Source organism: Microbacterium deferens (assembly GCF_045517775.1).
Classification (GTDB): domain Bacteria; phylum Actinomycetota; class Actinomycetes; order Actinomycetales; family Microbacteriaceae; genus Microbacterium.
This window is the reverse complement of record NZ_JBEUWT010000003.1, coordinates 208,898-226,174: the sequence shown is the minus strand read 5'-3', so window position 1 is coordinate 226,174 and position 17,277 is coordinate 208,898. Positions and strand designations below refer to the sequence as shown.

General features: G+C 70.2%; 27 protein-coding genes. 13 read left to right on the top strand and 14 right to left on the bottom strand.

Translation table 11 applies throughout. The features are described 5' to 3' along the window. Positions 1-11 precede the first annotated feature (11 nt). The gene (locus ABTU82_RS13340; RefSeq protein ID WP_407173811.1) at positions 12-1,103 is read right to left on the bottom strand and encodes a hypothetical protein; all 1,092 of its coding nucleotides are present in this window, start codon (positions 1,101-1,103) and stop codon (positions 12-14) included. An 88-nt stretch (positions 1,104-1,191) separates the two neighbouring features. Here ABTU82_RS13340 and ABTU82_RS13335 point away from each other — a divergent pair, with 88 nt between their 5' ends. The 5 genes from ABTU82_RS13335 (at position 1,192) to ABTU82_RS13315 (ending at position 4,788) form a co-directional block, all read left to right on the top strand. Further along, positions 1,192-1,614: a YchJ family protein gene (locus ABTU82_RS13335; protein WP_116648549.1), complete on the top strand. Its 423-nt coding sequence runs from the start codon at positions 1,192-1,194 to the stop codon at positions 1,612-1,614. A 50-nt stretch (positions 1,615-1,664) separates the two neighbouring features. Beyond that, positions 1,665-2,789 (top strand): NAD(P)-binding domain-containing protein, encoded by a 1,125-nt coding sequence (locus ABTU82_RS13330; RefSeq protein ID WP_407173810.1) that lies wholly within the window; start codon positions 1,665-1,667, stop codon positions 2,787-2,789. A gap of 27 nt (positions 2,790-2,816) precedes the next feature. Next, on the top strand, positions 2,817-3,200 hold the full coding sequence (locus ABTU82_RS13325) for a PPOX class F420-dependent oxidoreductase (RefSeq protein ID WP_407173809.1): 384 nt from the start codon (positions 2,817-2,819) through the stop codon (positions 3,198-3,200). 3 nt (positions 3,201-3,203) lie between these two features. Further along, positions 3,204-3,845, top strand: coding sequence for an SDR family oxidoreductase (locus ABTU82_RS13320; RefSeq protein WP_407173808.1), 642 nt, complete (start codon positions 3,204-3,206; stop codon positions 3,843-3,845). 166 nt (positions 3,846-4,011) lie between these two features. Beyond that, a complete protein-coding gene (locus ABTU82_RS13315) occupies positions 4,012-4,788 on the top strand; it encodes an isocitrate lyase/PEP mutase family protein (RefSeq protein WP_407173807.1) in 777 nt (258 codons plus the stop codon). A 6-nt stretch (positions 4,789-4,794) separates the two neighbouring features. On the opposite strand, the gene ABTU82_RS13310 is transcribed toward ABTU82_RS13315, so the two are convergent. From ABTU82_RS13310 to ABTU82_RS13300, 3 genes are read right to left on the bottom strand one after another with little or no spacing between them, the layout of a single operon-like run. After that, complete coding sequence (locus ABTU82_RS13310; RefSeq protein ID WP_407173806.1) at positions 4,795-5,430, bottom strand: LON peptidase substrate-binding domain-containing protein; 636 nt, start codon at positions 5,428-5,430, stop codon at positions 4,795-4,797. Further along, on the bottom strand, positions 5,427-6,497 hold the full coding sequence (locus tag ABTU82_RS13305; protein WP_116648459.1) for an FUSC family protein: 1,071 nt from the start codon (positions 6,495-6,497) through the stop codon (positions 5,427-5,429). The genes ABTU82_RS13310 and ABTU82_RS13305 overlap by 4 nt, the downstream gene beginning before the upstream one ends. Before the next feature lie 50 nt (positions 6,498-6,547). Further along, positions 6,548-6,766: a hypervirulence associated TUDOR domain-containing protein gene (locus tag ABTU82_RS13300; RefSeq protein WP_407173805.1), complete on the bottom strand. Its 219-nt coding sequence runs from the start codon at positions 6,764-6,766 to the stop codon at positions 6,548-6,550. A 117-nt stretch (positions 6,767-6,883) separates the two neighbouring features. Here ABTU82_RS13300 and ABTU82_RS13295 point away from each other — a divergent pair, with 117 nt between their 5' ends. Together ABTU82_RS13295 and ABTU82_RS13290 are read left to right on the top strand one after the other, a co-directional pair. Beyond that, on the top strand, positions 6,884-7,222 hold the full coding sequence (locus ABTU82_RS13295) for a TraR/DksA family transcriptional regulator (protein WP_407173804.1): 339 nt from the start codon (positions 6,884-6,886) through the stop codon (positions 7,220-7,222). Positions 7,223-7,356: 134 nt separating this feature from the next. After that, on the top strand, positions 7,357-7,572 hold the full coding sequence (locus ABTU82_RS13290; RefSeq protein ID WP_116648462.1) for an SCO4848 family membrane protein: 216 nt from the start codon (positions 7,357-7,359) through the stop codon (positions 7,570-7,572). Positions 7,573-7,672: 100 nt separating this feature from the next. On the opposite strand, the gene ABTU82_RS13285 is transcribed toward ABTU82_RS13290, so the two are convergent. Further along, positions 7,673-8,095 (bottom strand): organic hydroperoxide resistance protein, encoded by a 423-nt coding sequence (locus ABTU82_RS13285; RefSeq protein ID WP_116648463.1) that lies wholly within the window; start codon positions 8,093-8,095, stop codon positions 7,673-7,675. Between the two features lie 17 nt (positions 8,096-8,112). After that, positions 8,113-8,553 (bottom strand): MarR family winged helix-turn-helix transcriptional regulator, encoded by a 441-nt coding sequence (locus ABTU82_RS13280; protein WP_240606944.1) that lies wholly within the window; start codon positions 8,551-8,553, stop codon positions 8,113-8,115. Positions 8,554-8,890: 337 nt separating this feature from the next. Here ABTU82_RS13280 and ABTU82_RS13275 point away from each other — a divergent pair, with 337 nt between their 5' ends. Together ABTU82_RS13275 and ABTU82_RS13270 are read left to right on the top strand one after the other, a co-directional pair. Next, the gene (locus tag ABTU82_RS13275; RefSeq protein ID WP_407173803.1) at positions 8,891-9,541 is read left to right on the top strand and encodes an SGNH/GDSL hydrolase family protein; all 651 of its coding nucleotides are present in this window, start codon (positions 8,891-8,893) and stop codon (positions 9,539-9,541) included. Positions 9,542-9,593: 52 nt separating this feature from the next. Continuing rightward, positions 9,594-10,103 (top strand): glycine cleavage system transcriptional repressor, encoded by a 510-nt coding sequence (locus ABTU82_RS13270; RefSeq protein ID WP_407173802.1) that lies wholly within the window; start codon positions 9,594-9,596, stop codon positions 10,101-10,103. A 15-nt stretch (positions 10,104-10,118) separates the two neighbouring features. Here ABTU82_RS13270 and ABTU82_RS13265 read toward each other — a convergent pair whose 3' ends face one another. From ABTU82_RS13265 to ABTU82_RS13245, 5 genes are read right to left on the bottom strand one after another with little or no spacing between them, the layout of a single operon-like run. Further along, positions 10,119-10,244, bottom strand: a complete 126-nt coding sequence (locus tag ABTU82_RS13265; RefSeq protein ID WP_276308359.1) for a hypothetical protein — start codon at positions 10,242-10,244, stop codon at positions 10,119-10,121. A gap of 14 nt (positions 10,245-10,258) precedes the next feature. After that, positions 10,259-10,498, bottom strand: coding sequence for a hypothetical protein (locus ABTU82_RS13260; RefSeq protein ID WP_116648466.1), 240 nt, complete (start codon positions 10,496-10,498; stop codon positions 10,259-10,261). Then, the gene (locus ABTU82_RS13255) at positions 10,495-11,163 is read right to left on the bottom strand and encodes a DUF2238 domain-containing protein (RefSeq protein ID WP_407173801.1); all 669 of its coding nucleotides are present in this window, start codon (positions 11,161-11,163) and stop codon (positions 10,495-10,497) included. Before ABTU82_RS13255 ends, ABTU82_RS13260 begins: the two co-directional genes overlap by 4 nt. Beyond that, positions 11,160-11,990 carry an endonuclease/exonuclease/phosphatase family protein gene (locus ABTU82_RS13250; RefSeq protein WP_407173800.1) on the bottom strand — a complete coding sequence of 277 codons (831 nt, stop codon included), beginning with the start codon at positions 11,988-11,990 and terminating at the stop codon, positions 11,160-11,162. The genes ABTU82_RS13255 and ABTU82_RS13250 overlap by 4 nt, the downstream gene beginning before the upstream one ends. Beyond that, positions 11,987-12,802 carry a glycosyltransferase family 2 protein gene (locus ABTU82_RS13245; protein WP_240606946.1) on the bottom strand — a complete coding sequence of 272 codons (816 nt, stop codon included), beginning with the start codon at positions 12,800-12,802 and terminating at the stop codon, positions 11,987-11,989. Before ABTU82_RS13245 ends, ABTU82_RS13250 begins: the two co-directional genes overlap by 4 nt. Before the next feature lie 111 nt (positions 12,803-12,913). Here ABTU82_RS13245 and ABTU82_RS13240 point away from each other — a divergent pair, with 111 nt between their 5' ends. The 4 genes from ABTU82_RS13240 to ABTU82_RS13225 all read left to right on the top strand — a co-directional run bounded on the left by ABTU82_RS13240 (position 12,914) and on the right by ABTU82_RS13225 (position 15,035). Then, a complete protein-coding gene (locus tag ABTU82_RS13240) occupies positions 12,914-13,228 on the top strand; it encodes a biopolymer transporter Tol (RefSeq protein ID WP_116648468.1) in 315 nt (104 codons plus the stop codon). A 101-nt stretch (positions 13,229-13,329) separates the two neighbouring features. Beyond that, complete coding sequence (locus tag ABTU82_RS13235) at positions 13,330-13,812, top strand: pyridoxamine 5'-phosphate oxidase family protein (RefSeq protein WP_116648469.1); 483 nt, start codon at positions 13,330-13,332, stop codon at positions 13,810-13,812. A gap of 54 nt (positions 13,813-13,866) precedes the next feature. Beyond that, the gene (locus ABTU82_RS13230) at positions 13,867-14,607 is read left to right on the top strand and encodes a sulfurtransferase (RefSeq protein WP_116648470.1); all 741 of its coding nucleotides are present in this window, start codon (positions 13,867-13,869) and stop codon (positions 14,605-14,607) included. Continuing rightward, a complete protein-coding gene (locus ABTU82_RS13225; RefSeq protein WP_407173799.1) occupies positions 14,604-15,035 on the top strand; it encodes a DUF3054 domain-containing protein in 432 nt (143 codons plus the stop codon). The genes ABTU82_RS13230 and ABTU82_RS13225 overlap by 4 nt, the downstream gene beginning before the upstream one ends. Before the next feature lie 166 nt (positions 15,036-15,201). Here the strand turns inward: ABTU82_RS13225 and ABTU82_RS13220 are convergent, their stop codons facing one another. From ABTU82_RS13220 to ABTU82_RS13210, 3 genes are all read right to left on the bottom strand, one after another. Next, entirely contained in the window at positions 15,202-15,405 is a 204-nt protein-coding gene (locus ABTU82_RS13220; protein WP_116648472.1) for a cold-shock protein, read from the bottom strand. Between the two features lie 31 nt (positions 15,406-15,436). Further along, positions 15,437-15,757, bottom strand: coding sequence for a hypothetical protein (locus tag ABTU82_RS13215; RefSeq protein ID WP_116648473.1), 321 nt, complete (start codon positions 15,755-15,757; stop codon positions 15,437-15,439). Positions 15,758-15,947: 190 nt separating this feature from the next. Then, positions 15,948-17,225: an NAD(P)/FAD-dependent oxidoreductase gene (locus ABTU82_RS13210; protein WP_407173798.1), complete on the bottom strand. Its 1,278-nt coding sequence runs from the start codon at positions 17,223-17,225 to the stop codon at positions 15,948-15,950. Between the last annotated feature and the right edge of the window lie 52 nt (positions 17,226-17,277).

Below are 17,277 nucleotides of genomic sequence, written 5' to 3'. Positions count from 1 at the left end.
TGCGCGGCGCGTCAGAGCGCGGCCGCTCCCCAGAACACGGTCTGACCCGAGTCGAGGTCGAGCACGTAGAAACCCGAGCCGACGGCATCGGGTGCGAGGTCGTACACCTCGTAGAACGTGACCGTCTCGCCCGGCTCGACCACCTCGACGTCCCACGCGCTGGGATAGGTCTCGATGTCGGAGAGGTAGGTCAGCTCTGCCTCGCCCCCGTCGGCCGTGAGGAAGCGGGTGTACGGCAGGTAGGCGTAGTCGACCGCCAGATCGATGGTCTCATCGGTGACGTTCGTCAGCTGCACGGGAACGCCGACATAGGCGCCGAATGCGGGCTCGAGGTCTCCGGTTGCCGCGGCGGCGGCCGTCAGGTCTTCGAACGGGAGAACGGTCAGCTCCCACACGTCTTGCGAGACGTTGTCATCGGTGATCGTGATGGTGGAGCCCGGAACGAGCGGGGCGGAGATCGTGTTGCCGTCGGCGCCGAAGTCGGGGGTACCGAGCATCGGATAGGAGTAGTAGTCGTCGTCGGGCGCGGGGGAGTACTCCGACCCCGAACTCGATCCCGACGAGACGGCCGAGCCGAACGCGCCGATGGCGAACAGCACCACGGCCCAGACGATCGACAGAAGGAATCCCGCACAGGTGATGATGAGTGCGGCGATCGACATCCCCTTGCCGGGGGTCTTCTTCACCAGGGCGATGATGGCGAGGATGATCGCGGTCGCGAACAGAGCCCAGGCGAGCGCCGAACCGACGAACGGGATGAAGGAGATCAGCACCCCGAGCACCGACGCGACGAGGGCGAGCACCGCGAGCACCGACGAGCCACTCTGCGGCGCACCGGCATTCCACGGTGCGCCGGGAGCCGGGCCGCCCATGGGCGGACCCCACGTCGGCGGGGCACCCGGGTAATCCTGACGCGGTGCACCGTAGGCCGCAGGGCCGCCGGGCGCGGCATAGGGCGGAAGGGGCGCGGGGTGGACAGGCGGCGTCGGAGCACCCTGGGGCTGCGGGGGCGGTGGCGCGGACTGCGGGCCGGCGGCGTAGGGCGGCAGGGGAGGCGACGCGGCGGCTCGCTCGTTCTCGTTCGGGCGGGTGCCGTCGGTCATGGCTGCTCCTGTTCGGTGATCCGCCCATGCTACGGAAGATCGCCGACACGTCGGAGGCCCTTGCGGGCGCGGCGGTACAGTGACGAACGTGTCTTTCGGAGCCGCGTCGTCGCGAAGGGGATTCCCCCGGTTCGCGGCCGGCGACCCGTGCCCGTGCGGAGCCGGACGATACGACGGATGCTGCGGCCCGATCCTCGGCGGTGAACCCGCGCCCACCGCGGAGAAGCTGATGCGCTCGCGGTACACGGCGTTCGTCGCCGGTGACGCGGAGCATCTGCGGCGCACCTGGCATCCGCGCACCCGTCCCGCCGATGTCGAGCCGGATCCCGCGACGGCATGGACCGGGCTCGAGGTGCTCGCCACAGAGGCCGGCGCACCGGCCGACCTCGAGGGGACGGTGGAGTTCCGCGCCCGCTGGAGCGAGAGGGGAGTGCGCGGCGGCCTGCACGAGCGCAGCCGCTTCGCGCGCCGAGGCGGGCGATGGGTGTACGTCGACGGCGAGATCCTCTGACTCGACCCGTCACGCGGAATACCGGCGCGCCGTGCGCGGTTCTGGAGGCCGTGAGCACCACAACGCGCACGGTCGACGTCGTCGTCATCGGCGCGGGCCAGGCGGGGCTGTCGACGGCCTACCACCTGCGTCGCCGCGGCTTCATCCCCGACGGCGAGGCGCACGCATCCGATCGATCGTTCGTCGTGCTCGACGCGAATTCCGCTCCCGGTGGTGCGTGGCAGCATCGATGGGCGTCGTTGCGCATGGCGACGGTGAACGGCATCCACGAGCTGCCCGGGTTCGATGTGCCCGCGGCCGACCCGACGGCGCGGGCGCGTGATGTGCTGCCCGCGTACTTCGCGGATTACGAGCGCGAGTTCGGCCTGGGGGTGCGTCGGCCGGTCGCCGTCACGGCCGTGCGTCGCGAGGCCGACGGGCTGCGCGTCGAGACCGACGCCGGCGCCTGGCGCGCGCGGTTCGTCGTGTCGGCGACGGGAACGTGGACGCGCCCGTTCTGGCCCCACTACCCGGGCCAGGAACGTTTCCGCGGGCGCCAGCTGCACACGGCCGACTACGTCTCGGCCGAGGAGTTCGCGGGTCGTCGGGTGCTGGTGGTCGGTGCGGGGGTGTCGGGCGTGCAGCTTCTGGACGAGATCTCGCACGTCGCCACGGTGTTCTGGATGACGCGCCGCGAGCCCGTCTGGATCGAGTCCGACTTCGACGTGCCCGCGCGGGTCGCCGCCATCGCCGGTGTCGAAGACCGCGTGCGCCGTGGCTTGCCGCCCGGCAGCGTCATCTCGGTCACCGGTATGCACTGGACGCCGTGGGCGCGCGCGGCGCGCGAGCGAGGCGTGCTCGAGCGGCTGCCGATGATGGCCGGCATCGAAGAGGACGGCGTGCGCATGCCCGACGGCACGTTGCTCGAGGTCGATGCGATCCTGTGGGCGACGGGATTCCGTCCTGCCCTCGAACACCTGGCGCCGCTTCGCCTGCGAACACCGGACGGCGGATTCCGGGTCGACGACTCGAGGTCGCTCGACGAGCCGCGCCTGTTCTTCGTGGGGTACGGCCCGTCGGCGTCGACGGTCGGGGCGAATCGGGCGGGGCGATCGGTCGCCGCCCGGATCGTGAAGGAACTCGCCCCCGATGCTCCGGCGTCAAGCCCCGCGCGGCGGGTCGGGGCCGGTGCGTAACGTGGAAATCCGACGAAAGGAGTGCGCGTGATTCCCGACGACCTGCGCGATCTACTCGACGAACCGAATTACGGCGCCCTGGGCACGGTGAGACCCGACGGCTCGGTCCAGGTCAATCCGATGTGGTTCGAGTACGACGGTGAGCACCTCTTGTTCACCCATACGACCCGGCGGCAGAAGTTCCGCAATCTCGCGGCGAACCCGTCGATGAGCCTGATGGTCTTCGACCCCGAGAACCCCTATCGCTACATCGAGGTGCGCGGGCGTCTCGTCGAGGCGACACCCGACCCCGAGGGCGCCTTCTACGTGCGGCTCGGGCAGCGCTACGGCAACGCCGATCAGCCGCCGCCGCCCGACAGCGCCGACCGGGTCGTTCTCAGCATGTCCATCGAACACATCGGAAGGCACTGACTCATGAAGGTTCTCGTTCTCGGCGGCCACGGCAAGGTCGCCCTCCTGCTCGCACCGCTTCTCGCCGCCCGCGGCGATGACGTCACGTCGGTCATCCGCAACCCCGAGCACGCGGGCGACGTGACCGCCGCCGGTGCCAGCTCGCTCGTGCTCGACGTCGAGGCGGCCGACGAGGCCGCGCTGCGAGACGCCGTCGACGGATACGACGCGGTCGTGTGGTCGGCGGGTGCCGGAGGCGCCAGCGCCGAGCGCACCTACGCGGTCGACCGCGACGCCGCGATCCGCACGATGGATGCTGCTGCCGCGACCGGTGTGCGTCGTTTCGTGATGGTGTCGTGGATCGGCTCGACCCCCGACCACGGCATCTCGCCCGACGACTCGTTCTTCGCCTACGCCGACGCGAAGCTCGCCGCCGACGACCACCTGCGCGCAACCGCGCTGGACTGGACGATCCTCGGCCCGGGCACCCTCACGCTGGGCGAACCGACCGGCACGATCACTCTCGCCCCCGAGGGCAAGGGCGAGGTGTCGCGCGCCGACGTCGCGGCCGTCATCGCGGCGTCGCTGGCGGACGACCGCACCGTGGGCCGTTTCATCCGATTCGGAGGCGGCGACACGCCGATCGCCGAGGCGCTCGCCGCCTGAGCTCCTTCCGCGGGCGCACGGGTTGCGACCCCGCGCACGGCCTAGGCCCGCGCCCTGGTCGTGCGCTCGGAGCCAACCCGTGCGCGCGAGGCGAGCGGCTCGTGCAGCCGCGGACCGGTCGCAAGGCCGGGGACCGCGTCTCTCGGCGCACCGTAACGTGGGACGCATGAGCACCCAGATCGAGAAAGCCCAGAGCTTCGCGCAGCTGCACACCGCCCCCGAGATCCTCCGCGTCGTGAACGTGTGGGACGTCGTCTCGACGAAGGCGATCGCCGCCCTCCCCGAGACGAAGGCCATCGCCACGGCGGGGCACTCCATCGCCGCCACGTTCGGCTATGAGGACGGCGAGAACATCCCCGTCGACGTCATGCTCGACATGGTGCGTCGCATCGCCGAGGCTGTCGACCTGCCCGTGACCGCCGACCTCGACGCGGGGTACGGCGATGCGGGCGAGACCGTGAGGAAGGCGATCGGCGCCGGCGCGGTCGGTGCGAACATCGAAGACCGCTTGAAGCCGCTCGCCGAGTCGGTGGCCGTCGTCGAGGCCGCCATCGCCGCCGGCGAGGCGGAGGGTGTGCCGTTCGTGCTGAATGCGCGCACCGACGCGTTCGTCCGCGGCGGCGATCGTCCCGTCTCCGCATCGATCGCCGACGCGATCGAGCGTGGCCGGGCCTTCCTCGACGCCGGCGCCACCTCGGTCTTCGTTCCCGGGCTCCTCGACGCCGACACCACCCGCCAGCTCGTCGAGGGCATCGGCGACCGTCGCGTGAGCGTCATCGGCATCCCGGGAGCCCTCACCGCGGCGGAATACGAAGCTCTCGGCGTGGCGCGCATCTCGTACGGACCCACGACGCAGCGCGTCGCTCTCACCGCCCTGCAGGACGTCGCGAAAGACCTCTACGCGAACGGCGTCATCCCGTCCAGCATCCGCGCCCTGAACTGAGCGCGTCTATTCGAAGGGCTCCTCGTCGACACCGCGCACGGCGAGGAGCTCTTCGGCCGCCAGCGTCAGATCGATGACCTCGCGGAGGAGTCCGCCGACGCTCGTCGCGCCGAGCAGCGCGAGCTGGTCGATCGGCCCGAGCGGCGCGATCGCGGCGATCTGCCACGCCCGCGCGAGCGGTTCTTCGGCGAGCTCGATGCTCGGTTCCCACCGGGTGTCGCCGTACTCGCCGGCGCGCGCGAGCACGCGCCGAACAATCCTCTCGGCCTCCGACGAAAGGGGGGCGAGGGCTTCGTTCCAGTCCAGATCGGGCAGCATGCGCACTCGGGCGCGCGGGTAGGGCGCGTCGTCGAGCCACTCCTCCACCTCGAAGCGGCTTCCTCCGCGTGCGAGCACCGAGATGACGCCCTCCTGCGGCAGCACCCGTTCGAGTCGCGCGACCGCGCCCCGTGCGAACCGCTTCTCTCCGCCCCCCACTTCGTGTCCGCGTTCGATCAGCACGACGCCGAACTCCGCGGGTTGTTCATCGAGCAGCATCCCGAGCATCTTCAGGTATCGCTCCTCGAAGATGCGTGCTGCCAGGGGTGTGTGGGGGAAGAGCACCATGCCCAGGGGGAACATCGCGAGCGTGCGGTCCGTCATGAGTTCGCCGTCTCTCCGAGAGCTTCGTGGATGCGGTGCAGGTCGACGAGCAGTGAGCCGACGAGAACCCAGTGGCCCTCCGACGGCGCGCCGATGTCGAGCGGTCGAGTCAGGGCCGGGGGTTCGAGGGGTGAGGATGCTGCGCCGTCGGCCGCGCGCGACGCCGAGGTCGCATCGGGGGCCCGGTGCCGGAGGACCGCGAGATGCACGTCGTGCGCGGCCCGGCGCAGCTGTTCGGCGATGGCGCGGACCGACGGTTCGTCGACGATCGACGGGTCGTACCGGTCGTAGGCTGCCCGGGTCATGCCGATCACCTGCGTGAGGATCGGAGTGAAGACGTCGAGCAACCGCTCGAGCTGGGCGAGGTCATCGCGGTGACGGCGGCCCCGCGGATTGAGGGCGAGCGAGTCGCGTGCGTCTGACAGCGCTTCGTCGGCCGCGTCGCGCATCGGCCGCATCAGGCGTGCCTCGAGCAGGAGCTCTTCGAGAGAGGCGGGCGTCTGCGGGGTCGCGAGCGCGTCGGCGAGGCGATCGAGGGCGGCCGACAGCTCGTCGCCGAGCGCCTCGATGCGCTGCCGGGCCGGGGCGACGGCGACAGGGGGCACGAGCGCCACGTTCACGATGAGGCCGACCAGCGCGCCGATGAGCGTCTCGATCACGCGATCGACGGCGTAGAGCGGGGTGGCGGTGCCGAGTGCGAGCACCAGGATCGCGCTGATCGCCACCTGATTGGCCGCCCCCGGGGTCAGCTTCAGCGCCCACGCGGCGAGAAGAGCCACGGCGGCCGCGATGAGGATCACCCAGGTCGACGAACCGAGCGCGATGCCGAGCGCGGAGGCGACGATCACCCCGGCGATGACCCCGACACTGCGTTCGACCGCGCGCGTCAGCGACTGGTTCAAGCTGGGCTGTACGACGAGGAGCGCGGCGATCGCCGCGAAGACGGGGAGCGGCCCGGGCACAAGCCACCCGGCGAGCAGCCACGCCGCGATCGTCGCTATCGCCGACTTCGTGACCTGGAGGAACGGGGTTCGGCGCGCGGAGCGGAAGGAAGCGGTCACACGCATGCTTCGAGAGTAGGCCCGTCGCATCCGCCCGCGGCTGTCACATGGCGTGCTCAGGTGTCCGTGAGTCTGCGCAGAGCCGATCCCTTGTGCGCCGCACGGTTGCCGCTCTTGTCGGATTCGACGACGAAGGCGGGTTCGTCGGACGAGGCCGTGAAGTGCTGCCCGGCGAGGGTGAAGTCGCTCGTCTTCTTCTCTACGATGCTGCCGTGCGTGCGACCCTGCGGGGTGTTCCAACTGACCCGGTCACCGGTCGAGAAATCCTTCGCCATGAGCGCCTCCCTGATGCGTATGCACCGATCGTGCCCGCTCGACACCCGCGCTCGTGCGGGATTGACAGTCGTCAGCTGGCCCTCCCCACGTGCGTGCGGGCGTAGCCTGGAGCGCTGATGACCACAGATCACGCCACCGTCCTGCGGACGCTGCTGCGCGAGGCCGAACAGCGTCTCGCCCACCTCGACGACGACGAGCGCAGTCTTCTGCGCGACCGCGCCGATGCAACGGCCGACGATGAGCACGACCCCGAGGGGTCGACGCTGTCGGGGGAGTGGAGCCGGGTCGACGCGTTGCGGCGCGGCGCCCAGCACGACAGTGCGGATGCTGCGGCGGCGCTCGCCCGCGTCGCCGACGGAACGTACGGTACCTGCGTCGTCTGCGGCGGCCCGATCGCGCCGGGGCGGCTGGAGGCGCGTCCGACGGCGGCCACCTGCATCGGATGCGCCCGCTGAGGCTCTGGTTGTGCAGCATCCGTCACGGGCGTAGGACATGGCGCGGGCGTAGGACGCATCCGCACTCATCGTCCTACGTCGGCCACATCTCCGACGTCCACGACCTTCGCGGGAACGACGCTTAGGCTCGGGGAGTGGAAACTCTGCTCGTCGTGCTGCTGTTCGTCAATGCCGCCTTCAACGTGATCGTCTGGCCGCGGTTCTACATGCGCGTCGCCAAAGACCCCCGGGCACGCGATGCCGCGGGGAAGCCGACCACCTTCCTCATCGTGCACGCGGTTCTCATCGCGCTGGCCCTCGTCATCGCACTCGCGTCGGTGATCGCCGGCGTCGCCGCGCTCACAACCTGACCCCTCACGGGGCCCGTCGCGTCATGGGCGCGCAGCATCGACCGATGCGAAAGGACCGCCGTCCCGAGAGGGCGGCGGTCCTTTCTCGTGAGTGGGGAGGTCAGTCGTCGGAGACGGTGACCGTGACGTCGATGTTGCCGCGGGTCGCGTTCGAGTAGGGGCAGACCTGGTGGGCGGCGTCGGCGAGCGCCTGTGCCTCGTCGTGCGGGAGGTTCGGGATGACGACCTCGAGCTCGACGGAGAGCTGGAAGCCGCCCTCACCGTTCGGGCCGATGTGCACGCGCGAACCGACGCTCGTGTCTTCGAGCGTGACCTTCTGGCCCCGCGCGACGGCCTGAAGCGCACCGTGGAAGCAGGCCGCGTAGCCAGCGGCGAAAAGGGCCTCGGGGTTCAGGCCGCCACCGGGGCCGCCCATCTCCTGGGGGATGCGCAGGTCGGTGTCGAGCAGTCCGTCTTTCGTGACGACGTGGCCGCCGCGTCCTTCGCCGGTTGCGAGTGCTTCTGCGGTGTAGATGACGTCCATGGGGATGTCCTTTCGGTTCAGGAGGCGGTTGCCTCGGAGGAGGCCTGCACGCTGCGGGTGAGGCTGTGCAGGGAGTCGAGGAGTCGACGTGCGGCGTCGATCTCGATGCCCATGCAGGTCGCGATCTGGGCGGAGACCCCGCTCATGCGTTCGCGGAGATCGAGTCCGAGCTCGGTGAGAGAGACCTCGACGACGCGTTCGTCGTCGGAGCGGCGCGTTCGGGTCACAGTGCCGGCGCGTTCGAGTCGCCGAAGAAGGGGAGACAGCGTGCCGGAGTCGAGGTCGAGCGTCTGGCCGAGCTCGCCCACCGTGCGCGGGCCGTCGGTCCAGAGGGTCACGAGCACGAGGTACTGCGGGTAGGTGAGGCCCCAGGGCTCGAGTACGCGCCGGTAGGCCTGCGTGGTTGCGCGGCTCGCCGAGTACAGGGCGAAGCACACCATGTCGTCGACTGCGGGCATGCGAGAAGCATTGCACGCCATTGAATTGTGCGCAACTGATTTGACGACGGTTGACCCCGCTCGGGAGCGGGTCGTGTCAACGAGGAACACCGCGAGCTGGGGGAGCACGGCCCCCAGCGCCACGCCGACGAGCCCCGCGGCGCAGCAGACCGCGGCCACCGTCACCTGCACGCGCAACCTCACACGCGCGAAGACGACCTGCCCGGCGGCCGCGGCGGCGAAGACGGAGAACGCCGTGGCGCCGGCGGCCGTGAGAGCGTCTCAGTCGTTCGCGGGGAGACGCGCAAACCGGACCCGGTGCGGCTCCGAAGAGAACGAGACAGAGGAGGATGGTCGGATGCGTCGAATTCTCGCCGTCACACTGGCGGCCGTGGGTCTCACCCTCGTGGGCTGCGCCCCGCAGCAGGCGGCACCGCCGGATGACGACGGTCGTCCGCTCGTCGCCTTCTACGGCGACTCGTACACGCTCGGTACGGGTGCCAGCTCTCCGGATGAGCGATGGTCGACCCGTCTCGCCGAGGACCGCGGCTGGCGGGAGTACAACCCGAGCGTGAACGGGCTCGGGTTCGTGAACAACCGCGATGCGCGCGGTGCCGACCTCCCCGGCGACATCATCGACTCCCAGCCCGACATCGTCGTCATCACGATGGGACTCAACGACGCGTTCAGCTTCGACGCGCGGGGAACCGAGATCCGCGACCGCATCGCCGACGACGTCGACCGCCTGACCGGAGCCCTCCCCGACGCGCGCTTCGTGGTCGTCGAACCGTTCTGGTACACCGCCGAGCGCACCGAGGGCCTCGAGACCATCATCGGCTGGGTGAAAGACGCCGCGGAGCGCATCGACGCCGACTACATCCCGGGGGCCTCGTACTGGATTCAGGGGCGTGAGGGCGAGATGGCGGAAGACGGGCTTCACCCGAACGACGCGGGTTACGACGAGATCTACCGACACATGGATGCGGCGTTCACCGAGATCGGCCTCTGAGCCCTGCCGCGGGGCCTGCCCCGACCGGGGCGTGCACGCTACGCTGGCGCCCATGGCCACCCTCGTCCTGACCGTCGTCGGTGCCGACCGGGCTGGTCTCGTGGCCGCTGTCGCCGGCGAAATCGACGCGCACGGCGCCAACTGGGAGAACAGTCAGCTCGCAGAGCTGGCCGGAGCCTTCGCCGGCATCATCGAGGTGTCGGTCGACGAGGCCCGCGTGGCATCGTTGCGCGCCGCGCTCGCTGAGATCCCCGGGCTGGTGACCGTGACCCTGCCGACGACGGGATCGTCGCGGGGCTCCCGAGATCGACGCTTCGCGGTCTCGGTGCTCGGCAACGACAGACCGGGGATCGTCCGGGAAGTGTCGACGACGCTGAGTCGACGCGGCTTCGGCATCGAGCGGATGACGACGGAGGTGCGCGACGCGCCGATGGCCGGCGGGCGCGTGTTCGAGGCCACGATCGTGGCGATCTCCGCCGCATCCGCCGACCCCGACGACCTCGCCACCGGACTCGAGCAGCTCGCGAACGAGCTGCAGGTCGACATCGCGCCCCTCGACTGACGTCGAGGGGCGGGCTCAGCCCGAGGGGTTCTCGACCGGCGTGCCGTCTTGTTCGGTGGTCTCTACATCGTCGACGTCGCCGCCCGTGGCCGTCGCGTCGTCGATGTCGGTGCCGTCGTCCTGCGGGTTCTTCTCGCTCATGGTCGTCTTCTCTCTCAGCTCTTCACTGCTTTGCGTGCGGCTTTCTCGGCCTTGTGGGCGGTCTTCTCGGCCGACTTCCGCGCCTTCTTGAGCTGTTTCGCGGCGCGGCGGCGGATCTTCTTGACCTCGGGGTCGTTCCACAGCGCGACGACAGCGGTAGCCAGTGCACCGTACTTCGCGACGACGAGGCGGACGCCGACGAAGACACCGGCGGCGGCGCCGAGGACGAGAAGAAGTTTGGCGAATCGGTTCATGACGGGTCCTCCGGGTATTCGGCTTCGAGTGCTGTCCCATCACACCGCGCACCGGTCGGGATGCGCCCTCCCTTGCGCACGGGCGCGGGGTGTGGCACGAGCGGGTGGACCGCGTGCGCGAGCAGGCATCCCGCCAGGAGGGCACCGAGGCCTCCGACGGCCATGTCGCCGATCGTGTCGTCATAGGTGACGAAGATGTCGTCGGTGACGAGGGTCTTCCCGAGCCACTCGATCATCTCCCACACCGCGCTGAGGGCGAGTCCGAACGCGGTGACGAGCACGATCGCCGCGCGTCCGGTGAAGGCCTGCGTGCGCGGGGCGGCGACGACGCCGGCATAGGCGCAGAGCACGTACAGGAGCACGGCGAGCACGCCCGTGCAGACGAGGTGGATGGCGATGTCCCACCACGCGAGGCGGGTGTAGAGGTCGAACACGTTGCTCCACGCCGCGACGAGGACGGTCGCGGTCGTCACGATGTCGAAGATCGGACGCAGGCCGAGGAACCGGGGCGCCACCAAAGCAGGGAGCGTCAGCCCGACGATGCCGGCGTCGGTGGCGGTGAACCAGATCGCGGCCGCGATGACGCTCAGGGCGCCGATCAGCCGGAGGGCGTCAGCGGTGTATTCGCCGATCGAGCGAGGTGGCCGGAGGAAGTTCTCGATCATCGGATCGTGTCGTCGAGGTCGACGCGGACGACGGCGTGCACGGGAAGGTGGTCGGACGGCCACCGGCCGTCGACGGGCTCGCCATCGATGGCCGCGCCGAGCACACGCACGCCTTTCGTGACGACGATCCAGTCGATGCGGGGTGCGTCGGCGCGCGGCCGGCGATAGTTCACGAAGGTGCCCCACCTCGGGGTGAGGTGCGTCCCGGCGCTCGCCCACGCGTCGCGCAGGACGCCGCCGGACAGCAGCACACGCAGCGCCGGTGACGCTGCAGCCGCGTTGAGGTCGCCCGTGACGATCACGGGTTCCGTCGCCGCTTCAGCCGCGCGCCTCACGATCTCGCTCGAGCGCACCCGTGCGGCCGCGGAGAAGGGATCGAAGTGCGTGTTCATGACCCGGAAGCGCGCCTCGGTCGCGCGGTCGCGGAACAGAGCCGACACGACGATCCGCGGGACGACGGACCCCCACGAGCGCGATCCGGGCTCGTCGGGTTGCGTCGACAGGGCGGTCTGGTCGGCCTCGACCAGCTCGAGCCGTTCCGCGTCGTAGAACAGCGGGCAGGCCTCGCCACGCCCATCGCGGTTGCGACCGCGGCCGATCGAGCGATAGCGCGATCCGAGCGCGGCCGCGACGAAGGCCGCCTGATCGGGCATCGCCTCCTGCACGCCCAGGACCGTGGGGAGTTCCGCGGCGAGCAGGGCACGCAGGGGTTCCCTCCGCCGTGACCACCGATCGGCTGGACGCGGGTCGATGCCGAGGCGACGACGGATGTTGTAGGTCATGACGTGCAGTTCGGGGGCGTCGACCGGTCCGATCACGCCGGTCATCGTGCGCATGACAGCAGGGCGCGATCGCGGCGGGCGCTGCGTCGATGCAGCGCGACGCGAAGCCAGCGGTGCGGAGGGAAATCGTGGGGCCAGTGCACGGTCACCGTGCGGAACCCCCTGCCGATCCGCTGTCGGAACCCCGACACGCTGGCGAAGGGGCGCATCGACATCCCCATGGCCGCCGAGGGGAGCCGCCCGATGCGGTGGCGCTCGCCGAGGTGGAACGCGAGATCGACGTCGTCGTGCAGCATCGCGTCGTGCCGGTGCACCGCCGAGCGGACGTCCATCCACGCCTCACGGCGAAGCGCCACGTTCGAGCCGAAGAGAGGAAGGTGCCCGAGAGCGGGTGCCGTGACGAGGATGTAGGCGAGGAGGTAGGCGAAAGCGAGCGGACGGCGCAGCATCCGTGGTCCATCGATGAAGCGCGCGCCACCGGTGAACGCTGCGACGTGCGGCTGACGGGAGAACGCGGAGAGGACCATCTCGATCCACGTCGCGTCGGGGACGCAGTCCGCATCGAGGCGGAGGATGACCGCGCCGGTGGCGGCGTCGTACCCGAGGGCGCTGGCCGCGGGTATGCCCGGACGCACGCACTCCACGACACGGGCACCGGCACGGCGGGCGACCTCCGCAGATGCGTCGACGGAGCCGTTGTCGACGACGATCGTCTCGTCGGCGAGGCGCGTCTGGCCCGCCAGGGCGGCGAGGCATCGCGAGAGCGCGACAGCGTCGTCTTTCACGGGGATCACCACCGAGACGGTCACGTAGGCGGACGACGCCCGGGGGCTGCGTCGTTCGGGGATGGTCGTCACGGCGTCTCCTCGGCGGCTGACCAGCCACGCTACCGCCGTCCCGCCCCGGCCTCGGGCCGTTGACAGGCCGCACGTTGCGGCATAGCGCCGCACTGCGATGATGGGCCGACCATGACCGATGACGAGGACGAACGCTGGCTGGTCATCGACGGGCGTCGGTGGCGCCGCACCGATCCCTGCCTGCCCGACGATCTCGCTGCGGCGCTGCGCTCCCACCTCGGGAAGGGGCGCTCGGGCGTCGGCGCGGGCAAGCGTGCGGGCGACGATGCGGCGGTCACCGCGGCCCGGCATCGCGTCGGACTCGCGAAGCACGGACTCGGCGAACGCGGTCCGTACTGGTGGGACGAACCGGAGGACGACCGCATCGCACGCGCTCGAGCGGCGCTCGCCGAGTTGGACGGCCTCGAGTCCGCGACACGTGGGTAAGTGCGTCGCACCGTTCCCGCCCGGTGTCAACGGCGTGCGCCGGGGCCCGGAGAGGCGTTGCATGGGGGGATACCTCGACCCACCCGTGGAAAGGCCGCGTCATGATCGCAACCCCCTCCGAACTCGAGAAGCTCGCCAGCCTCCTCAAAGGCTTCCGCTTCGCGATGCTGACAAGCCGTGACGAAGACGGCAAGTTGACCGCCCACCCGCTTACCGTGCAGGAGAGCGAATTCGACGGCGACCTGTGGTTCATCATCGGCCGTCACGCGTCAGCGGTGGAGCACGTCTCCCGCGATGCGAACGTCGGCGTCTCGTTCAGCTCCAACGATTCGTGGCTGTCGCTGGCGGGCACCGCCAGCATCGTCGACGACGGCGCGAAGCTGCGCGAGCTGTGGACCCCGGCCGTGGAAGCCTGGTTCCCCGAGGGGCCCGAAGACCCCGACGTCACACTTCTGAAGGTCGACACCGTCAGCGGCGAGTACTGGGACAGCCCCGGCGGCAAGGTCGCAACGATCGTCGCCCTGGTGAAGCACAAGGTCACCGGTGAGAAGTACGAGGGCGACAACGAGAAGTTCGACCTCTGACGCGACGACACCCGCGGATTGGAGGGGGGCGCCGCGCCTGCGTACGCTGGGCCGGTGCCCTCCGTCCTGAACGTCTCGGCGTACCTGTTCACGCCGATCGATGACCCTGTCGCTCTGCGCCCGGTGCTGCGAGCGCGTGCCGTCGACGCGGGGCTGAAGGGGACGATCCTCCTCGCCGAGGAGGGCATCAACCTCTTCCTCGCCGGGGACGAGTCGGCGCTGCGCGGGTTTCTCTTGCAGCTGACCGCCGACGAGCGATTCGCCGCTCTCACGGCGAAGGAGAGCTGGTCGAGTGCCCAGCCGTTCCGCAAGATGCTGGTCAAGGTCAAGCGCGAGATCATCCGCATGGATCGCCCCACCGTCCGCCCCGCGGCCGGTCGTGCCCCGGCCGTCGACCCCGAGACGTTGCGTCGTTGGCTCGATCGCGGTCACGACGATCGAGGGCGCGAGGTGGTGCTGCTCGACACGCGCAATGCGTTCGAGGTCGATTACGGCACCTTCGACGGCGCGCTGAGTTGGGGTATCGAACGCTTCACGCAATTTCCGGATGCGGCGGCCTCCCACCGCGACGACCTGACCGGTAAGACGGTCGTGAGCTTCTGCACCGGTGGTATCCGCTGCGAGAAGGCTGCCCTTCACCTCCGGGAGGAGGGGGTGGACGCCTACCAGCTCGACGGGGGCATCCTCGGTTACTTCGAGCGGGTCGGGCGCGCCCACTGGAGCGGCGATTGCTTCGTCTTCGACGAGCGCGAGGCGTTGACGCCCGGGCTCGCACCGCGCGAGGTCGACGCATGACGGACCGGGTGACCGTGGGCCGGTCGACGGGTCTGCGGGTGGCAGGGGCGTTCGCACTCGACGCCGCGCTGGTGGTCGCCTTCGCGGCGACGGGGCGTGCGACGCACGACGGCGATGTCTGGAGCGGGCTCGCGGTGACGGCGTGGCCGTTCCTCGCCGCTCTCACCGCCGGGTGGCTCGTCACGCGCGCATGGCGGGCGCCGTCCGCGCCCGTGCGGGTCGGGATCGGCGTCTGGGTGACGACGGTGGTCGGCGGGATGCTGCTGCGGGCGCTGTCAGGTCAGGGCACGGCTGTCGCGTTCGTCGTCGTGGCGACGTTGACCCTGTTCGCAGCACTCGTGGGCTGGCGGTTCATCGTCGCGCTCGTTCGGCGTTCGCGCTCGAGAGCGGCGCTCACCGAGCGGCGGTCGTCTTCGCGGGCGAGGTGATCATCAAACGGTGGCGCTAAACGGTGGCGCTCAGGCCATCGGAGGTCTCGATCGACATCGTCCGCGGGGTAATACTGCTGGCTCTCGGAGCCTCCGCAATCACGGAGTGGGCGTGAGGGCCAAGACCGACCGGCCGGACAGCGTGCGCTGCCCGGCCGGAGAAGTCTCAGAGGGGGCGAATGTTCGCAGCCTGCATACCCTTGGGTCCGCGCTCAGCGTCGAACTCCACCTTCTGGTTCTCCTGGAGCTCCTTGAAGCCGCTGCCGGCGATCGCGCTGAAGTGCGCGAACAGGTCGGCGGAGCCGTCATCGGGAGCGATGAAGCCGAAGCCCTTTTCGGAGTTGAACCATTTCACGGTGCCAGTGGCCATCGTGTTCTTCCTTTTTCTTTTCGGGCCGCAATCAGCGACCGTGTGTGCCGCTTCGACGTGTGCGGAGCGGACGGATGAGGCGCAGCGAACGCGACCGGCGCGGGGTGACCCGGCGGGTGGCGATCGTTCCGCGAGCTTCTTCGACCGTGGTCTGCGCGAGAACGGCAGACGCATGGCGACCGAGGTCTTCACCGACGGGGCCGTGCGCGTCGTAGCCATCGGTGACGGTGGCGACGAACCCGGCGTACTCGCCGGCATCGGTGGCGACGAGGATGTCGGCCCCGGCCTGGCGCCAGTGGACGGATGAAGAGGAGGAGCGGGGTGTGAAGGGAGGTACGGTGACGAGCGTCAAAACAAGCTTTCAGCAGGGCGGAGGAGGCAACACGATGGTGCTCTCACTGCGCAAAATCTAGGGGTTATATGAGCCGTCTCAGACGGGGAAGAACGTCGGGGTTGCTGTTCTCTACATTGAGGCAGAGGGTTTCGACGCGGGGCCCCGGATCGGGACACCAGCAACGCTACCACGCTCTTCGACCGCACGGCTAGGGGCGGTCGTCGATCGCCCCCTCGCGATCGGCGGCGACGATCGCGCGCGCGATCCGCTCTCCCGAGGCGAGGGCACCCTGGATCGACGCGGTGGCGCGGTGGTCTCCCGCCACGTAGACGGCCTCGGCGACACGGGCGTGCGGCGTCGCCCGCAACGGAGCGGCCTGCACGGGGAGGGCGTGGGGAATGTCGTCGCGTCGCAGCAGGTGCCACGACCCCGCATCCGTCTGCCAGATCTCGCCGAGCTGGCGGCGCACCTCAGATTCGGTCGCCTCGTCGACGCCGCCGGAGCGCAGCAGACACGTCGCCTGCACGAGGTGGCGTCCGCTCGGTGCGTACGACGCAACGGTGTTCGACATCACCGCGGTGTTCACGATCGGACCGCGCCCGCGGGCGTCGACGCTGATCATGGCGGATGCTGCGGGAGCGGTGTCGGTCGCGAACCACCACGTCTGCAGTCCGCGCGTCGCCGGGCGAGGCAGATCGACGAGGTCCGAGACCGCATCGGGTCCGACCGCCACGACGACGATCGCGGCGGAGATCGCGTCACCGCCGTCGACGTCGACCTCCACACCGCCCGGGTTCGACCGGAGACGCGATACCCGCTGACCGAGTCTGATGCCGACCCCTTCGGCGGTTGCGGTGAGCGCGAGCTGCGCGGGGAGCGCGCCGATTCCGCGCTCCGGGAGCCCCGGGTGTCCGAGGACGAACATGCGCACCAGCAGACGGACGAACGCGTCGGAGGTGCTCTGCGCATCATCGGCGAGCACCCCGGCGAGAAACGGCGCGAGCACCGCGGTGCGGAGCGTGCCGAACAGTCCCGCCCGATCCCACCCCTCGCGAAGCGTCCGGTCGGGCGCGGCCATCATCGTGCGGGGGCCCAGCAGTGCCGGTGCCATCCAGCGGGCGAGGGCGACAGCATCCGCCCCGCTGATCAGGCCGCTCCGGATGGTCTCGGGAATGCTCGCGGGGTGCCGCAACGGGTGGGCGATCTCGGCGACGGTGCGCTCGCGGCGCACGCGCACACCGACCGGGAAGCGCTGCAGGCGGAGGGCGGCGATGTCGACCCCGCGCTGCATCGCCGGGTAGGCGGGGTTCAGCACGTGGAACCCGCGGTCGAGAAGGAAGCCGTCGACCTCGTCGGTGCGCTGGCGCCCACCCACCGCGTCGCCGGCCTCGAGCACGACCACGTCGCGACCGGCTCGAGCGAGGTCGGTTGCGCAACGCAGACCCGCGAGGCCCGCGCCGATCACGATCACGTCATGCGTGTGCATGCGGCGAGCCTAGGCGGCCCGCTCGGTTCGCGCCCAGGGCTTGCCGGACGGC